General features: G+C 41.9%; 13 protein-coding genes, 1 tRNA gene, 1 pseudogene and 1 other annotated feature. All 15 genes and pseudogenes read left to right on the top strand.

Annotated elements, in window-relative coordinates:
* Nucleotide 1: 1 nt before the first annotated feature.
* The 15 genes and pseudogenes from AC3ISE_RS16585 (at nucleotide 2) to lonB (ending at nucleotide 17,619) form a co-directional block, all read left to right on the top strand.
* Nucleotides 2-589 carry an XTP/dITP diphosphatase gene (locus AC3ISE_RS16585; protein WP_489221820.1) on the top strand — a complete coding sequence of 196 codons (588 nt, stop codon included), beginning with the start codon at nucleotides 2-4 and terminating at the stop codon, nucleotides 587-589.
* An 18-nt stretch (nucleotides 590-607) separates the two neighbouring features.
* Entirely contained in the window at nucleotides 608-1,126 is a 519-nt protein-coding gene (locus AC3ISE_RS16580) for a metallophosphoesterase family protein (RefSeq protein ID WP_489221819.1), read from the top strand.
* Nucleotides 1,127-1,245: 119 nt separating this feature from the next.
* A tRNA-Arg gene (locus tag AC3ISE_RS16575) sits at nucleotides 1,246-1,321 on the top strand.
* 515 nt (nucleotides 1,322-1,836) lie between these two features.
* Nucleotides 1,837-2,742, top strand: a complete 906-nt coding sequence (ilvE, locus tag AC3ISE_RS16570; protein ID WP_489221818.1) for a branched-chain-amino-acid transaminase — start codon at nucleotides 1,837-1,839, stop codon at nucleotides 2,740-2,742.
* Between the two features lie 11 nt (nucleotides 2,743-2,753).
* Nucleotides 2,754-3,009 (top strand) — a binding site (T-box leader).
* A gap of 111 nt (nucleotides 3,010-3,120) precedes the next feature.
* A complete protein-coding gene (gene ilvB / locus AC3ISE_RS16565) occupies nucleotides 3,121-4,839 on the top strand; it encodes an acetolactate synthase large subunit (RefSeq protein WP_489221817.1) in 1,719 nt (572 codons plus the stop codon).
* Nucleotides 4,836-5,354 (top strand): acetolactate synthase small subunit, encoded by a 519-nt coding sequence (gene ilvN, locus AC3ISE_RS16560; protein WP_489221816.1) that lies wholly within the window; start codon nucleotides 4,836-4,838, stop codon nucleotides 5,352-5,354. The genes ilvB and ilvN overlap by 4 nt, the downstream gene beginning before the upstream one ends.
* Before the next feature lie 29 nt (nucleotides 5,355-5,383).
* Entirely contained in the window at nucleotides 5,384-6,406 is a 1,023-nt protein-coding gene (gene ilvC, locus AC3ISE_RS16555) for a ketol-acid reductoisomerase (RefSeq protein WP_070876390.1), read from the top strand.
* A complete protein-coding gene (locus AC3ISE_RS16550; RefSeq protein WP_489221815.1) occupies nucleotides 6,393-7,937 on the top strand; it encodes a 2-isopropylmalate synthase in 1,545 nt (514 codons plus the stop codon). Before ilvC ends, AC3ISE_RS16550 begins: the two co-directional genes overlap by 14 nt.
* Before the next feature lie 27 nt (nucleotides 7,938-7,964).
* Complete coding sequence (gene leuB / locus AC3ISE_RS16545) at nucleotides 7,965-9,077, top strand: 3-isopropylmalate dehydrogenase (protein ID WP_489221814.1); 1,113 nt, start codon at nucleotides 7,965-7,967, stop codon at nucleotides 9,075-9,077.
* A gap of 65 nt (nucleotides 9,078-9,142) precedes the next feature.
* A complete protein-coding gene (leuC, locus tag AC3ISE_RS16540; protein ID WP_489221813.1) occupies nucleotides 9,143-10,582 on the top strand; it encodes a 3-isopropylmalate dehydratase large subunit in 1,440 nt (479 codons plus the stop codon).
* Nucleotides 10,554-11,149, top strand: a pseudogene (gene leuD / locus AC3ISE_RS16535) (3-isopropylmalate dehydratase small subunit). The gene leuC and the pseudogene leuD overlap by 29 nt, the downstream one beginning before the upstream one ends.
* Nucleotides 11,150-11,230: 81 nt before the next feature.
* Entirely contained in the window at nucleotides 11,231-12,241 is a 1,011-nt protein-coding gene (locus AC3ISE_RS16530; RefSeq protein ID WP_489221812.1) for a tetratricopeptide repeat protein, read from the top strand.
* 242 nt (nucleotides 12,242-12,483) lie between these two features.
* Nucleotides 12,484-13,770: a trigger factor gene (gene tig / locus AC3ISE_RS16525; RefSeq protein WP_489221811.1), complete on the top strand. Its 1,287-nt coding sequence runs from the start codon at nucleotides 12,484-12,486 to the stop codon at nucleotides 13,768-13,770.
* A 418-nt stretch (nucleotides 13,771-14,188) separates the two neighbouring features.
* The gene (gene clpX, locus AC3ISE_RS16520) at nucleotides 14,189-15,454 is read left to right on the top strand and encodes an ATP-dependent protease ATP-binding subunit ClpX (RefSeq protein ID WP_070876402.1); all 1,266 of its coding nucleotides are present in this window, start codon (nucleotides 14,189-14,191) and stop codon (nucleotides 15,452-15,454) included.
* A 503-nt stretch (nucleotides 15,455-15,957) separates the two neighbouring features.
* Nucleotides 15,958-17,619 carry an ATP-dependent protease LonB gene (gene lonB, locus AC3ISE_RS16515; protein ID WP_489221810.1) on the top strand — a complete coding sequence of 554 codons (1,662 nt, stop codon included), beginning with the start codon at nucleotides 15,958-15,960 and terminating at the stop codon, nucleotides 17,617-17,619.
* Nucleotides 17,620-17,640 lie beyond the last annotated feature (21 nt).

Below are 17,640 nucleotides of genomic sequence, written 5' to 3'. Positions count from 1 at the left end.
TATGAAGGAAGTTATTATTGCAACGAAAAATGCAGGTAAATTACTTGAATTTCAATCGATCTTATCTCAATACGATTTAAAGGCCATTTCACTGATGGATTTGGAAGATTCTCCAGAAGTTGAAGAAACGGGCTCTACATTTGAAGAAAATGCCGTTTTAAAAGCTGAGGCAATCTCAAAGCTATATGGAAAAATGGCCATTGCAGACGATTCAGGGCTATCAGTCGATTATCTAGGCGGAGAACCTGGGGTTTATTCAGCACGCTATGCAGGAGCTGAGAAAAATGATGCGGCCAATATTGAAAAAGTGCTGCTTCAGCTGAAGGGTGTTTCAAAGGAAGAACGGAATGCCAGATTCCGCTGTGCACTGGCACTTGCTGAGCCTGGCCGTGAAACGGTTACAGTAGAAGGTTCAGTTGAAGGCTATATCACAGAAGAGCCAATTGGAGAGAATGGGTTCGGGTACGATCCTATTTTCTTAGTGAAAGATAAAGCAAAAACGATGGCACAGTTAACGAAGGAAGAGAAAAATAAAATCAGCCATCGTGCAGTTGCGCTGCAAAAGCTTGCAAAACTGCTTAAAGCCTGACGATGGGGAGTTTTAAACGTGAAAGTTTTAATAATCAGTGACAGCCACGGCTTAACAGATGAGCTTCAGGAAATCAGAAAACGCCATGAAGGGGAAACAGATGCCATGTTTCATTGCGGAGACTCTGAACTTGAAGCAGATCATTCTGCTATTCAGGGATATACTTCTGTCCGCGGCAACTGTGATTTTGAAGCACGGTTTGCAAATGAAGTCACCCAAGATGTGGAAGGATATCGTTTCTTTGTTGCTCATGGCCACTTGCACAATGTAAAATCGACTCTTATGAATGTGATGTACAGTGCGAAAGAGCACGATGCGAAGATTGTCTGCTTTGGTCACTCTCATATGGCAGGAGCGGAATATGTCGATAATATCCTATTCATTAACCCTGGAAGCATCAGGCTCCCGCGGATGCGGACTGAAAAAACATATGTTATATTAGAAATACAAAATCAAACGGCACAAGTTACCTTTTTCGAGCTGGATGGATCTCCTGTAACCGGCCTCTCGCAAAGGTTTGAAATGGCTTCATCGTGAAAGAGGGATATTTTTCCCTCTTTCATAAAATTTTAGAAAAAGTTATTGACTTTTAATCTAATCGAACATATAATAAAAAATGTCGCTGATACATAAACGCGATGTTAACAAAATAATATGTCCCAGTAGCTCAGTGGATAGAGCAACGGCCTTCTAAGCCGTTGGTCGGGAGTTCGAATCTCTCCTGGGACGCCATACTTTATACATATAACTTCTTTCGATTTATCGAAAGAAGTTTTTTTGTTGTTTCATAATTTTTTTCAAAAAAAGTTTAGGATATTTAACAGGATCATATCTGCTTTGCAAACACTTCTATTGCTAACAAATTTCATTTTGGACTCAAAAAAATTATTAATTTTTTTGAGTCCAAAATTTTTTTCTCCCCTATTTACCCCTTATCAAATCAGCCAAAACCTTGTAAGACAATCTCACAGAAAAAAACTTCTAAAATTTTTTTAAAAAACACAATTCCTATTATGACAGGCATGTAAGCGTATACAAATTATTAAACAAATCTAAATTATCTAACAATTCGAAAAAAGACGGTTGACACCGCTATTTAATGGGCGTAATATAGGCTCAAATATAAGTTACATGAACATGTGAGGTTCATTTAAAAGAGTCCATAACAAACGTTATACGGATTTTTTTTACACACTAGAATTCAACTGATTAACGCGTTTAGACTTTAAAAGAAAGGTGTGCTCTTTATGGGTGACCAATGGATTTTTCTAAATAACGAATTTGTAAAAAAAGAAGATGCGAAAATTTCGGTGTATGACCACGGATTCCTTTACGGAGACGGTATTTTCGAAGGGATCAGAGTATACAGCGGCAACATCTTCAGATTAAATGAGCACATGAAAAGATTATATGAGTCAGCTAGATCCATCTTGCTCAACATGCCTTATACGCAAGAGGAAATGACGGATTTAACAGTTAAGACTGTTGAGAAAAACGGATTAGATGACGCATACATCAGACTTGTTGTCTCAAGAGGAGTCGGCGATCTTGGGCTTGATCCATATAAATGCAAAGAAGCAAATGTTGTCATTATTGTAGAGCCGCTGTCAATCTTCCCTAAACATCTTTATGAAACAGGAATTGATATTGTGACAGTTCCAACAAGGCGAAATAGACCGGACGTTTTAAGTCCTAAAGTAAAATCACTGAATTACCTGAACAACGTACTTGTAAAAATTGAAGCACATCTCGCAAATGTAAGCGAAGCTCTGATGCTGAATGATCAAGGCTATGTCGCAGAAGGATCAGCAGATAATGTCTTTATCTATAAAAACAAAAAACTTCTAACTCCTCCAGGTTACTTGGGAGCGCTTGAAGGAGTTACAAGAAATGTCATCATCGAAATAGCTGAAGAACTTGGCTACGATGTGCGTGAGGAACCTTTCACAAGACATGATGTTTATACAGCAGATGAAGTCTTCCTGACTGGAACTGCCGCTGAAGTCATTGCTGTAGTAAAGGTAGACGGCAGGGAAATCGGCGATGGGAAGCCAGGAGAGCATACGAACCGTCTGCTTGAGTGTTTCAGAGAAAAAGTATTATCTGATGGTGTAAAAGTAAAAGGAAGCAGTTCAAGCTTAAGTGTAAGCTGATAAAATTATAATTTAAAACGCTGAAGAGGATAAGTAGCTTAGAAAACAAGGATCTAAAGAGAGCTGGTGGAGCTGAGAACCGGCGGTCCCTTTTTAAGTGAACTCGCCTCTGAGTGCTGATTTGAAGTTTAGTAGAATCAGCCGGGTGTCATTTACACAGCACTCGTTATTAAAAAGAAAGCCAAGTGCTTTCATAAGGTGGTCTAATGCAGACCATGAACAAGGGTGGTACCGCGAAAAGTGTTTTCAAACCTTCTCGCCCCTTTGACTCACATTACACGTGGGCAATATTGGGGCGGGGAGGTTTTTTATTTTGAAATAATCAGATATAAAAATTAAGGCTTTTGATGATAGCGGGAAAAAAGGAGGCAAAAATCAATGAGTATGAAGGTACAATTGGATGCAAACTCTGCCAAGTGTACGAAAACGATGTCCGGGGCCGTAATGATGATTGAAGCTTTAAAACGTGAGAAAGTGGAGGTGATTTTCGGATATCCGGGAGGGGCAGTTCTACCAATCTACGACAAACTCTATGACTCTGGCATGTATCACATTTTAACAAGGCATGAGCAAGGGGGAATTCATGCAGCTGAGGGCTATGCGAGAGTATCAGGCAAACCTGGAGTCGTCATTGCCACATCAGGGCCAGGCGCCACGAACCTGATTACAGGACTTACAGATGCTATGATTGATTCCCTGCCGCTCGTTGTATTTACAGGCCAGGTTGCATCTTCCGTCATTGGAACAGATGCTTTCCAGGAAGCGGATGTACTCGGAATCACAATGCCGATTACAAAGCACAATTATCAAGTCCGGGATGTAAATGATTTCCCGCGCATCATCAAAGAAGCTTTTCATATCGCAACAACGGGAAGACCGGGTCCGGTTCTCATTGATGTTCCAAAGGATATCGCTGTAGCGGAAGGGATCTTCAATTATGACGCTCCTGTCCACCTGCCGGGATATCAGCCAAAAACAGAACCGAATTATCTTCAGATCAGAAAGCTTGTCGAAGCTGTCAGCAGTGCAAAAAAGCCGGTCATTTTAGCCGGTGCAGGAGTTCTTCATGCCAAGGGAAGCGAGCAGCTGAAAGAATACGCGGAACAGCAGCACATTCCAGTTGTAAACACATTGCTTGGTCTTGGGAGTTTTCCAGCAGATCACCCGCTCTTTCTCGGGATGGCCGGGATGCACGGTACATATACCGCAAACATGGCGTTATATGAATGTGATTTATTAATCAGTGTCGGTGCAAGGTTTGACGACAGGGTAACAGGAAACTTAAATCATTTTGCCAAAAGCGCAACGATTGCCCACATTGATATCGATCCTGCTGAAATCGGCAAAGTGGTTGAAACAAAAATTCCAGTCGTTGGCGATGCAAGACTTGTTCTTGAAAATCTCATTCATCAAAACGGCAAACGCAGTCAGCACGATGAGTGGCATACAGCCTTGCAGAATAACAAAAAGTCCTTGCCGTTATGGTACAAAAAATCAGATGAAGAGCTTAAACCTCAGCATATGATTGAACTCATTCATGAGTGGACAAATGGAGAGGCAATTATTACAACAGATGTCGGCCAGCATCAAATGTGGGCAGCGCAGTATTACCGCCTGCAGCAGCCTAATCGCTGGGTTACATCAGGAGGACTCGGCACAATGGGATTTGGATTGCCTGCAGCAATCGGAGCCCAGCTTGCTGAAAAGGACGCAAATGTCATCGCAATCCTTGGAGACGGCGGTTTCCAGATGACTCTTCAGGAACTATCTGTTATCCATGAGCTGAATCTGCCGGTTAAAGTAATTTTATTGAACAACGGAGTGCTAGGAATGGTCAGACAGTGGCAGGAAATCTTCTATGAAGAAAGATATTCACAATCTGTTTTTCAATCACAGCCTGATTTCGTTAAGTTAGCGGAAGCGTACGGCATGAAAGGACTGAAAATTCAGACTGAAGAAGACTTTCCGGCGTTCAAACAGGCTCTTTTATCAAAAGAACCTGTTCTGATAAACGTAAATGTTAGTCAGATGGAAAATGTATACCCGATGATTGCTCCAGGAAAAGGATTACATGAAATGGTGGGTGTTAAACCGTGAAGCGAATTCTTACACTGACTGTCAATAATCGCTCAGGGGTCCTTAATCGGATCACCGGTTTATTTACAAAGAGACATTATAATATCGAAAGCATCACAGTCGGTCATGCAGAAATTGAAGGAATCTCAAGAATGACGTTTGTCATTCACGTAGAAGACGAAAAAGAAGTTGAACAGATTACAAAACAGCTGAATAAACAGATTGATGTTTTAAAAGTACAGGATATTACGAATCAATCAATTGTCGCCAGAGAGCTCGCATTAATTAAAGTCATTGCACCTCCTGCGACCAGAATGGAAGTTCAAGGTGTGATTGAGCCTTTCAGAGCAACAATTATTGATGTAAGCCGTGACAGCGTAGTTGTTCAGGTTACAGGGGAAGCAGAAAAAATTGAAGCAATCATTGATCTTTTAAGACCTTATGGAATCAAAGAAATTGCCAGAACAGGCACAACCGCTTTCCCAAGAGGAACTCAGCGTGCTGCAAATGGCGCAAAAACATATTCAATCGTCTAACTAATTGACATTAAAAGGAGAGAATGGACATGGTAAAAGTATATTATAACGGTGATGTTAAAGAGGAAGTATTAGCAGGTAAAAAGGTTGCAGTTATTGGTTACGGTTCACAGGGGCATGCTCATGCACTGAACTTAAAGGACAGCGGAATTGATGTTGTTGTCGGCGTTCGTAAAGGAAATTCCTTTAACAAGGCTGCCTCAGACGGAGTAGAGGTTACAACGGTTAAAGAAGCAGCAGCTCAGGCAGATGTTGTAATGGTGCTCTTGCCGGACGAACAGCAGCAAAAAGTATATGAAGCAGAAATCAAAGACCAGCTTCAGCCAGGAAATGCATTAGTATTTGCACACGGATTTAACGTGCATTTCAACCAAATTGTCCCTCCTGAATTTGTAGACGTATTTTTAGTCGCTCCAAAAGGTCCTGGACATCTTGTCAGAAGAACGTTTGAAGACGGTGCGGGTGTTCCTGCCTTATTCGCAGTCTATCAGGATGTAACAGGCGAGGCGAAGGATCTTGCTTTAGCCTACGCAAAAGCAATCGGAGGAGCTCGTGCAGGAGTGCTTGAAACAACTTTTAAAGAAGAAACAGAAACAGACCTTTTCGGAGAGCAGGCGGTTTTATGCGGAGGGTTAACGTCTCTAGTAAAAGCCGGATTTGAAACATTAGTAGAAGCGGGATACCAGCCGGAGCTTGCATACTTCGAGTGTCTGCACGAGCTGAAGCTGATTGTTGACCTTATGTATGAAGATGGAATGGCAGGAATGAGATATTCCATTTCAGACACAGCACAATGGGGAGATTTCGTATCTGGACCTAGAGTTGTAGATGAAAGAGTAAAAGAATCGATGAAAGAAGTCTTGCATGATATCCAATCCGGTAAATTTGCAAAAGACTGGATCATTGAGAATCAGGTAAATCGCCCTCAATTCAACGCAATCAACAATCGTGAAAATGAACATCAAATTGAGGTAGTAGGGAGAAAGCTTCGTGAAATGATGCCATTTGTTAAGCCAAAACGGAAAGAAGTGGTCGCAAGTGCGAAAAATTAACCTATTTGATACAACTCTGAGAGATGGGGAACAATCAGCCGGAGTCAATTTAAATGCAAAAGAAAAACTGCAGATTGCCCTTCAGCTTGAACGTCTTGGTGTTGATATTATGGAGGCCGGGTTTCCGGCTTCCTCAAAAGGAGATTTTTTAGCTGTACAGGAGATCGCCAGAACAATTAAAAACTGTTCAGTTACAGGACTTGCAAGATCAGTTAAAACAGATATCGATGCAGCATGGGATGCCCTGAAGGATGGTGCAAACCCGAGACTGCATGTATTCCTTGCTACATCGCCCATTCATATGCAATATAAATTAAAGCAATCTCCTGAACAAGTCATTGAAACAGCCGTTGAATCAGTCAAGTATGCATCAAAATACTTTCCGCTTATCCAATGGTCTGCCGAAGATGCCTGCAGAAGCGAACTTCCATTTTTAGCGAAAATTGTGGAAGAAGTGATTGCTGCGGGTGCAAACGTAATTAATATCCCGGATACAGTGGGCTATATTAACCCGAAAGAATACGGTGAGATTTTTCAATATTTGAAATCAAATGTAAAGGGCATTGATAACGTCATCTTATCTGCACATTGCCATGATGATCTTGGCATGGCAGTTGCGAATTCTCTGGCAGCCATCGAAAACGGAGCCGGGCAAATTGAAGGTACGATTAATGGAATAGGTGAGCGTGCTGGAAATGCTTCACTTGAGGAGATCGGCGTAGCTCTCCATATTCGCTCAGATTACTTTGGTGCAAAAACCAATATGAAGCTTGATGAAATCAAGAAAACGAGTGATCTAGTAAGTAAGCTGACAGGAATGATGATTCCCCCGAATAAAGCTGTGGTCGGAAAAAACGCTTTTGCCCATGAATCAGGCATTCATCAGGATGGTGTGCTGAAGGAAAAAACAACGTACGAAATCATCTCACCGGAGCTTGTGGGAGTCGGCTCAAATTCGATGGTTCTTGGAAAGCATTCAGGGCGTCACGCATTCAAAAGCAAGCTTGCAGAGCTTGGATTCAGTGTAACAGAAGAAGAATCTCATAAAATCTTTAAAACGTTCAAAACGCTGTCTGAGAAAAAGAAAGAATTCACTGACGAAGATATTGCCGCTCTTGTAATAGAAGAAAAAGTAGAAAGAAGCGAGGATATGTTTGAACTTGTATCCCTGCAGGTTCAGTACGGAACATCCCAGGTGCCGACTGCTACAGTTACTCTCAAAAATCAGGAGCAGCAGTTAGTGCAGGAAGCAGCCACTGGCGGAGGAAGTGTAGAAGCCATCTACAATACGCTTGAGCGGTGCACAGGTTTTTCTATTAAACTGCAGGACTACCGGATTCAATCTAACAGCAGCGGCCGCGATGCCTTTGCTCAAGTCTTCGTAAGAGTTATGGTCGGAGGCGTTGAATCAAGCGGCAGAGGAATGGCGCAGGATGTTCTTGAAGCCTCTGCGAAAGCCTATCTGAATGCTGTAAATCGAATTCTTATTTTAAATGCTCAGGCTCGAGAAAGTCTAAAAGCTACTGTTTAATAAAAATCATGAAGGAGGCAGAGTTAAATGGAGAAGAAAATTGCATTATTGCCGGGAGACGGTATTGGAAAAGAAGTTATGGATGGTGCTGTGGAAATTTTAAAAGCAATTGAAGAACATTACTATCATCGTTTTCATTTTCAATATGGAATGATTGGAGGAGCGGCGATCGATGAAATGAATTCTCCTCTTCCGCAGGAAACGCTGCAAATGTGCAGAGAATCTGATGCAGTTCTGCTGGGTTCAGTAGGAGGGCCTAAATGGGATAAGAACCCATCTCATTTAAGACCTGAAAAAGGTCTGCTCGCTCTTCGGAAGGAACTAGATTTGTACGCAAATCTCCGGCCTGTTGAAACGGTTGAAAGCCTGCTCGATTCATCTCCGCTTAAGCGGGAGTATGTGGAAGGCGTCGACTTCATGATTGTAAGAGAATTAACGGGCGGTCTTTATTTCGGCAAGCCGAGTGAACGGAATGTGAAAAATGGGGAACACACGGTAGTCGATACGCTGTTTTATAAGCGTGATGAAATGGAGCGCATTATTGAACGAGCGTTTCAGCTTGCACAGGATAGAAAAAAGAAAGTGACTTCTGTTGATAAAGCGAATGTTTTAGAATCAAGCCGAATGTGGAGAGAAGTCGCTGAAGAAGTCGCAATGAAATTCCCTGACGTTGAGCTTCAGCATATGCTGGTTGATCATGCAGCAATGGCGCTTATTCATAATCCAAAACAATTTGATGTGATTGTCACTGAAAATATGTTTGGTGATATTCTAAGCGACGAGGCTTCTATGCTGACAGGATCCCTTGGAATGCTGCCGTCAGCAAGCTTGAGTGCAACAGGGCTGCATCTTTATGAACCTGTTCATGGCTCTGCTCCTGATATTGCGGGAGAAGATAAAGCGAACCCTGTCGCCATGATTTTATCAACAGCTATGATGCTGAGACACTCCTTTAAAATGGAGGAAGAGGCGGAAGCAATCGAAAATGCTGTTAAACATGTACTCGATTCAGGCAAAAGAACGGCTGATTTAACAAGAATGGGAGAAACACCGCTTTCTACCTCAAAGCTTGTTGAAGAAATCAAAGCAGCTCTTGCAGATGATCATACGATTTTTAACATTATGGAAGCTTACGCATAAACCTTTTCGGCGCTTTTCATTAGATGAAGAGCGCCAATCTTTTAAATTTTAAAGGGGGTATTTGTTTGAAAGCCAGAACAATTGTAGAAAAAATATGGGATGATCATGTTGTCTACCGGAAAGATGATCAGCCTGATCTACTTTATATAGATCTTCATCTGATTCATGAGGTCACTTCCCCGCAGGCGTTTGAAGGTTTAAGGCAGAACGGGAGAAAGGTAAGAAAGCCCGGAAATACGTTTGCTACAATGGATCATAATATTCCAACTGTTAACCGGTTTGAGATTAAAGATGAAGTTGCAAAACTTCAGGTAAGCGCACTCGAGGCCAATTGCCGCGAATTTGGAATCAGGCTTGCTGACCTTAATAGTACAGATCAGGGAATTGTCCATGTAATCGGACCTGAGCTTGGACTTACGCTGCCAGGAAAAACAATTGTCTGCGGAGACAGCCATACCTCTACACATGGCGCCTTTGGGGCATTGGCATTTGGCATTGGAACAAGTGAAGTGGAACATGTGCTGGCAACTCAAACGCTTTGGCAGCAGAAACCGAAAACATTAAATATCCATATAAACGGCTCGCTGAAAAAAGGGGTCACAGCAAAAGATGTGATCTTATATATTATCGGGACATTCGGGGTTCGCTTTGGTACAGGGTATGTCATTGAATTTACCGGAGAAGCGATTGAAAAAATGTCAATGGACGAACGAATGACCGTCTGCAACATGTCAATTGAAGCGGGAGCTCGTGCAGGACTCATGGCCCCTGATGAAACCACATTTGAATATATTAAAGGACGTCAATATGCTCCAAAGGGAAAAGACTTAGAGGAAGCCATTGCCTATTGGCAAAACCTGAAGAGTGATCCAGGGGCTGAATATGACGATAAAATCACCATTGAAGCTGCCGATATTTCTCCAATGGTTACTTGGGGAACGAACCCGGGCATGGCTGTAGCAGTTGATCAAAAAGTGCCGAACACCAGCATGTTCAACAAACAAGAAGAGAAGCAGGAAGCAGAGAGAGCTTATTTCTATATGGGGCTTGAACCGGATACAAGAGTGCAGGATATTGAAATTGATTATGTGTTTATCGGATCCTGTACAAATTCCAGAATAACAGACCTTCGTCAGGCTGCTGATGTGATTAAAGATAGACAAGTAAATCCATCTGTAAGAGCAATCGTTGTTCCCGGCTCCCAAAAAGTGAAGCTTCAGGCAGAAGAAGAAGGACTGCATCAGATTTTTATGAATGCAGGATTTGAATGGCGCGAATCAGGCTGCAGTATGTGTCTGAGCATGAATGATGATATTGTGCCTGAAGGAAAGCGCTGCGCTTCAACGTCAAACCGGAACTTTGAGGGCAGACAGGGAAAAGGTGCCCGGACCCATCTTGTCAGTCCGGCCATGGCAGCAGCAGCAGCAGTTTACGGCAGATTTGTTGATGTCAGAGAACTTACAGGAGGGATTGAAAGTGGAAGCATTTCAAGTGCACAAAGGTAAACTGGCTGTTTTAAACCGGTCGAATGTAGATACAGATCAGATTATTCCGAAGCAGTTTTTAAAAAGGATTGAACGGACCGGATATGGCAGATTTGCTTTCTTTGACTGGAGATATTTAAATGACGGTACAGACAATCCTGAATTTGAGCTGAATAAGCCTGAAGCAGCAGGAGCAAGCATCTTAGTGGCAGGAGAGAATTTCGGCTGCGGATTTCACGGGAGCATGCACCATGGGCCTTAGGGGATTACGGGTTCAAAGTCATCATTGCCCCGTCTTTTGCAGATATATTTCATCAAAATTGCCTGAAAAATGGACTTCTTCCTATTAGAATAGAAGAAAACTTTCATCAGCAGTTAATTCAGCGGGCCTCAACCCCTCATTTTGAGTGCACGATTGACCTTGAAAAACAAGAAATCCGCGACGGGGAAATGGTCCTTTACTCGTTCACGGTCGATCCATACTGGAAAGATATGCTGCTGAACGGACATGATGAAATTTCACTTACTTTCATGTATGAAGAACAGATTGCTGAATATGAAAAATCAAGAAGAGTCTGGATGTCGTAATTCCGGGCTCTTCTTTCCTTGTTTTCTAAAGCGTCCATTGGTACACTTGTAGGCAAATAGCAAGCCGGAGTTGATTCTACAATGATGGATGGAAAAAAACAGAGAAAAGTCATTCCCTTTCCTAACTTAAGTGAGCGTTTAGTTGATAAAGGATTGGAAGCGCTGAAAAATAAACAATTTAAAGAAGCTCTCTCACTTTTTTATGAAGTGCTGGAACTTGGAGAGGAAAGGGCTGAAATTCATCTCGGAATCGCATTATGCCTGATGGAACTTGGAGAGCTTGAAGAAGCAAAGGCAGTTTGCCGTAAAATGCTCCATGAAGACATCGGGGACTATTTTACTGTGCTGCAGGTTTATTTAACGGTTCTTATTCAGCTAAGACAATACAGTGAAGTACAGCAGACGATCGAGGCTGTGCTGCAGGAAAATCAGCTGCCTCACGATCAGGCTGAGCATTTTTACAAACTGCTTGATTTTAGCCGTAAAATGACCGAGGACGAAGATTTTCCGATTGATGAGGAAGAGGAAGATGAAAGCTATACAGAACCGAGAAATTTGCTTGATACGATTAATCAGCAGGTTGCCTATGTTCAATCCTTAAAAGACCGAAATGTATCAAGGCACATGCTGCAGCTTCAATCCATCTTGAAGAATGGTGGCAGCCATCCTGTTGTTCAATCAATGATTCTTCATTTGCTTATGGAGAATGAGGTGGCAAAAGAAGTGAAAATTGTTAAGTTCGGCAAAACGATGTCGCTGATTCCCGCAGAGCTTGAAGACTTATCTGAGCTTCCTTTTACAAAGAAAGTCCTGAATGTCCTGGATGATATTCTAGGTCAGGAGAATCCTGCTCTGTTCGAAGCAGTAAAAGAAGTATGGATCCGCCATTTGTACGTGTTATTTCCATTTTTGCCGGAACCGGCCGAAGCAAGGCTGTGGGCAGCTGCCCTTCATTATGCAGGCTATGAAATGCATGGCATAGCCGCACCGGCAGAAGAGGTCAGTTATACATATGAAGTAAAAGAAGATAGGCTGATGGAAGCAGCAAGAAAAATTTATGAAATAGAAGAAATTTCTTATTTGCAAATCTAACGTAAATGTTGAAAGGAATTTTTTCTATGTTATAATAAAATGGTTGTAAAATGATGATCAGCCGTACCAAAGAGAATGTACTCTTATGCGCGCAGACATCATACACTACACTGGCCGATTTAGTAAATCATCTACATAGGGGTATAACAAAGGAAGCACTTGTTTAAAATGGACAAGGCATACTTTGCCAAACCTAACCTAGATTATGTCACTATTTCAATAGATTTTTTGGAGGGAAACATATGTCTGCAAAATGGGAAAAGTTAGAGGGTAACCAAGGCGTTCTGACAGTAGAAGTTGATGCGGAAACGTTCAGCAAAGCCCTTGATGAAGCATTTAAAAAAGTATCAAAGCAAGTAAATATTCCGGGGTTCCGCAAAGGTAAAATACCGCGCGGCATGTTCGAACAGCGTTTTGGTGTAGAGTCACTTTATCAAGATGCTTTGGATATCATTCTTCCAGAAGTATATCCTCAAGCAGTTGAAGAAGCTGGCATCGAGCCAATCGACCGTCCTGAAATCGATGTTGAACAAATCGAAAAAGGCAAAAACTTAATTTTCACTGCTAAAGTTGTTGTAAAACCAGAAGTGAAATTAGGCGAATACAAAGGCCTTGAAGTAGAAAAAGTGGATGCAGAAGTATCTGAAGAAGATGTAGATGCTGAACTTAAAACATTGCAGGAGCGTCATGCTGAACTAGTTGTTAAAGAAGACGGCGCTGTTGAAAATGGCGATACAGTCGTAATCGATTTCGAAGGTTTCGTTGACGGCGAAGCATTCGAAGGCGGAACAGCTGAAAACTACACACTAGAAATCGGATCTGGCTCTTTCATCCCAGGCTTTGAAGATCAGCTTGTAGGCCTTGAGGCTGGCGGAGAAAAAGACGTTGAAGTAACATTCCCTGAAGAATACCACGCTGAAAACCTTGCTGGAAAGCCGGCAACTTTCAAAGTGAAGCTTCATGAAATCAAAGCAAAAGAACTTCCTGCTTTAGATGATGAATTTGCTAAAGACGTTGATGAAGAAGTGGAAAGTCTTGAAGCTTTAAAAGCTAAAACAAGAACACGCCTTGAAGAAACTAGAAAAGCTGAAGCGGAAAACACACTTCGTGACTCACTTGTAGACAAGGCTTCTGACAATGCAGAAGTTGACATTCCTCAAGTATTGATCGAAAACGAAGTAAACCGCATGATGCAGGAGTTCGAACAGCGCCTTCAAGCACAAGGCATGAACCTTGAGTTATACTTCCAATTCTCAGGTCAAGATGAAGATGCATTAAAAGAGCAAATGAAAGAAGATGCTTCTAAACGCGTGAAGTACAACTTGACTCTTGAAGCAATCGCTAAAGCAGAAAACATCGAAGTTACAGATGAAGAAGTAGATGCTGAGATTGCTAAAATGGCTGAAATGTACAACATGCCTGTTGAGAACATCAAGCAAGCTCTAGGATCTTTAGAAGGATTAAAAGAAGATCTTAAAGTACGTAAAGCGATCGACTTCCTTGTTGAAAACAGCAAAGAAGCTGCATAATAAATAGTAAAGAAACAAGGCGCGAGATGATTCGTGCCTTGTTTTGCAAAATAGATTTATTTTTAATCGCATTGGGTACTATATAATTACCGGATGCTACATACATATGTTAAGAAAAAGATTCATTTCCAGAGCAAGGATTTTGAACCCAAAGAGCGAATTATATATACTAATACTCTAATCTGCTCAGGCAGAGTGGTTTTATTTCCTGTACTCTACATACTTATGGTACAATGCAATACATACCAATTTTTCAGACTTTAACCGCTTCGGACCAGCGGTCAAGGTAAGTTGCGTGATATTCATTCCCATTACCTTTATACTTAGGAATAAGAAAGATAATCCATCCAGAGCAGCTTCTCCTATAGATGAAGATGTATGGGTACTTTGATGAAACAAAGATATAAGGGGTGAAAACATGTTTAAATTTAATGACGAAAAAGGTCAGCTGAAGTGTTCATTTTGCGGTAAAACTCAAGACCAGGTTCGTAAATTAGTTGCTGGACCAGGTGTCTATATATGTGACGAGTGCATCGAATTGTGCACAGAGATCGTTGAAGAAGAACTGGGAACAGAAGAAGAAGTTGAATTTAAAGATGTTCCTAAGCCGAAAGAAATTCGCGAAATTTTGGACGAATATGTCATTGGGCAGGAACAAGCGAAAAAGAGCCTTGCTGTAGCTGTTTATAACCACTATAAACGCATTAATTCCAACAGCAAGATTGATGAAGTAGAATTATCTAAGAGTAATATTGCGATGATCGGGCCGACAGGAAGCGGTAAAACCCTCCTTGCTCAAACGTTAGCACGCATTCTGAATGTTCCTTTTGCAATTGCTGATGCTACATCTTTAACGGAAGCTGGATATGTTGGGGAAGATGTTGAAAACATCCTTTTAAAACTGATCCAAGCTGCTGATTATGATGTAGAAAAAGCTGAAAAAGGGATTATTTATATCGATGAAATTGATAAAGTTGCCCGTAAGTCTGAAAATCCGTCTATTACACGTGATGTTTCAGGTGAAGGTGTACAGCAGGCGCTTCTTAAAATTCTTGAAGGCACGGTTGCAAGTGTTCCACCTCAGGGCGGACGCAAACACCCTCATCAAGAGTTCATACAAATTGACACAACAAACATCTTATTTATTTGCGGCGGAGCCTTCGACGGCATCGAGCAAATTGTTAAGCGACGCTTAGGCCAAAAGGTTATTGGCTTTGGCTCTGACAAAAAAGATGATGAGCTTGACCAAAAAATGCTGCTTTCAAAAGTGCTTCCGGAAGATCTTCTGCGTTTTGGACTTATTCCGGAATTCATTGGCCGTCTGCCGGTTATTGCCAGTCTTCAGCCTTTAGATGAAGAAGCACTTGTTGAAATTCTGACTAAACCTAAGAATGCTCTTGTTAAGCAATATCAAAAAATGCTTGATTTAGATGGTGTAGAACTTGAATTTGAAGAGAATGCACTGATGGAAATTTCTAAAAAAGCAATTGAACGCAAAACAGGAGCGCGCGGACTTCGTTCTATTATTGAAGGACTCATGCTTGAAGTCATGTTTGAGCTTCCATCACGAGATGATATTACGAAATGCATCATTACTGCTGAAACAGTCACAGATAAAGTACCGCCTAAACTGGTACTGACTGACGGCACGATTATTGAAGAAGATACGAAAACATCTGCATAATAAAAGCCTTGCGGGATATAAACCCGCAAGGCTTTTTTGTGTTTTTTAATGGCTCATATTGTTGCTTTAGAGTAGAAGTTTAAAACCATTAGTGGATTGTGGGGGATTAACTTGACTCCTGCGGGAAAATAGAGCGAAATGGAAGACCCCGCAGGCTCGCCGCGGAGGCTTCCACGCTCTCCGCGGAAAGGAACGGACAACATTTATAATCATAAACAACAATCTATGCGAAAACAGCCTTTTTAATTTGAAAGACTGTTTTTTTTATACATTAATATCGTAATTATAGTTAGGATAATCACGTTTATTCCGCAAGTCCCTCGGAGATACTAGCTTATACAGTGAAACTTTCATCAGCAGAAACGGTGATGATATGTTGAACAGATCGGGTATTTACGGGCAGTTACCCTCACCAGAGAATAAGTATTCCCTACTATTATTAGGTGAGGGTTTTTACTGCCCGTTAATGCGGATAAATTGACATCGCAGTAGGAGGGACCACTATGAGCTGGACTGGAATTGCATTATTTGTGCAACTGTTTTTCGGGGTCATTATTGGCTTGTATTTTTGGAATTTATTAAAAAATCAGCGTACCCAAAAAGTATCAATCGACCGCGAATCACGCAAAGAAATGGAACAACTGAAAAAGATGAGATCGATTAAATTATCGGAGCCTCTTTCTGAAAGAGTCCGTCCTAAAAGCTTTTCAGATATTGTTGGCCAGGAAGATGGAATCAAAGCGCTGAAAGCAGCCCTATGCGGACCCAATCCTCAGCATGTAATCATATACGGTCCTCCAGGTGTCGGCAAAACGGCGGCTGCTAGACTAGTACTGGAAGAAGCAAAACGAAATAATAAATCGCCATTTAAACCTGCCGCTGTTTTTATTGAATTAGATGCAACTACTGCACGGTTCGATGAAAGAGGGATTGCAGATCCTTTAATTGGATCTGTGCACGATCCAATTTATCAGGGGGCAGGCGCGATGGGACAGGCTGGTATTCCCCAGCCCAAGCAGGGTGCTGTGACAAATGCGCACGGAGGCGTTCTGTTTATAGATGAAATCGGCGAACTGCATCCCATTCAGATGAATAAACTGCTGAAGGTTTTAGAAGATCGTAAAGTTTTTTTAGAAAGCGCCTATTACAGTGAGGAAAATACTCAGATTCCAAATCACATACATGATATTTTTCAAAATGGACTGCCGGCTGATTTTCGTTTGATCGGCGCAACGACAAGAACGCCTAATGAAATTCCTCCTGCCATCCGCTCTCGCTGTCTTGAAGTCTTCTTCAGAGATTTGGAGCAGGCCGAACTTGCCGTTGTAGCAAGGAAAGCGGCAGTCAAAGTAAATATGAAGGTAAGTGAACCGAGCATAGCCACTTTAACTTCATATGTGAGAAATGGCCGCGAGGTCGTGAACATGATGCAAATTGCAGCAGGCATGGCGATGACAGAAGACCGCACAGAAATTACCATGGAGGATATTGAATGGGTGGTAAGTTCAAGTCAGCTTACACCGAGGTATGATAAAAAAATCTATGCGGATGCGAAAGTCGGTCTCGTCAATGGACTCGCTGTTCACGGTCCGAATTCAGGTTCTCTTCTTGAAATAGAAGTGACGGTCATTCATGCCAAAGATAAAGGGAATATTAATATAACAGGAATTGTGGAAGAGGAAAGCATCGGTGACAGAGGCAAATCGGTCAGAAGAAAAAGCATGGCCAAGGGCTCGATTGAAAATGTCATCACGGTCTTGCGGTCAATGGGCATTAAAGCTGATGATTATGATATTCATGTTAACTTTCCGGGAGGCATACCAGTAGACGGGCCTTCAGCGGGAATCGCAATGGCAACAGGCATTTTCTCTGCTATCCACAAAATTCCCGTCGATCATACTGTTGCAATGACGGGAGAAATCAGCATTCATGGCAGTGTAAAACCGATTGGCGGGGTTGTGCCGAAGATTAAAGCGGCTAAGCTCGCAGGTGCGAAAACAGTCATTATTCCGGCTGAAAATATGCAATCGATTTTAAAAACGGTTGAAGGCATACATATCATCCCGGTTACGAATTTGCAGGAAGTGTTCGATGTCGCGCTGCTGAATCCTCCGACTGAGGTGCCTGCGCCGATTACATCATTAATAAAACAAGACCTCGGGTAATCTCGGGGTTTTTTAAGTGAA

It is taken from the genome of Metabacillus sp. KH_069 (genome assembly GCF_057838075.1).
This window is presented reverse-complemented; position numbering and strand designations above follow the sequence as displayed.

What these genes read in the sequence shown, in the direction of transcription:
- AC3ISE_RS16585 (WP_489221820.1), top strand. Translation starts at nt 2, where the DNA reads ATGAAGGAAGTTATTATTGCAACGAAAAATGCAGGTAAATTACTTGAA.
- ilvC (WP_070876390.1), top strand. Translation starts at nt 5,384, where the DNA reads ATGGTAAAAGTATATTATAACGGTGATGTTAAAGAGGAAGTATTAGCA.
- lonB (WP_489221810.1), top strand. Translation starts at nt 15,958, where the DNA reads ATGAGCTGGACTGGAATTGCATTATTTGTGCAACTGTTTTTCGGGGTC.
- clpX (WP_070876402.1), top strand. Translation starts at nt 14,189, where the DNA reads ATGTTTAAATTTAATGACGAAAAAGGTCAGCTGAAGTGTTCATTTTGC.
- tig (WP_489221811.1), top strand. Translation starts at nt 12,484, where the DNA reads ATGTCTGCAAAATGGGAAAAGTTAGAGGGTAACCAAGGCGTTCTGACA.
- ilvE (WP_489221818.1), top strand. Translation starts at nt 1,837, where the DNA reads ATGGGTGACCAATGGATTTTTCTAAATAACGAATTTGTAAAAAAAGAA.
- leuB (WP_489221814.1), top strand. Translation starts at nt 7,965, where the DNA reads ATGGAGAAGAAAATTGCATTATTGCCGGGAGACGGTATTGGAAAAGAA.
- ilvB (WP_489221817.1), top strand. Translation starts at nt 3,121, where the DNA reads ATGAGTATGAAGGTACAATTGGATGCAAACTCTGCCAAGTGTACGAAA.
- AC3ISE_RS16530 (WP_489221812.1), top strand. Translation starts at nt 11,231, where the DNA reads ATGATGGATGGAAAAAAACAGAGAAAAGTCATTCCCTTTCCTAACTTA.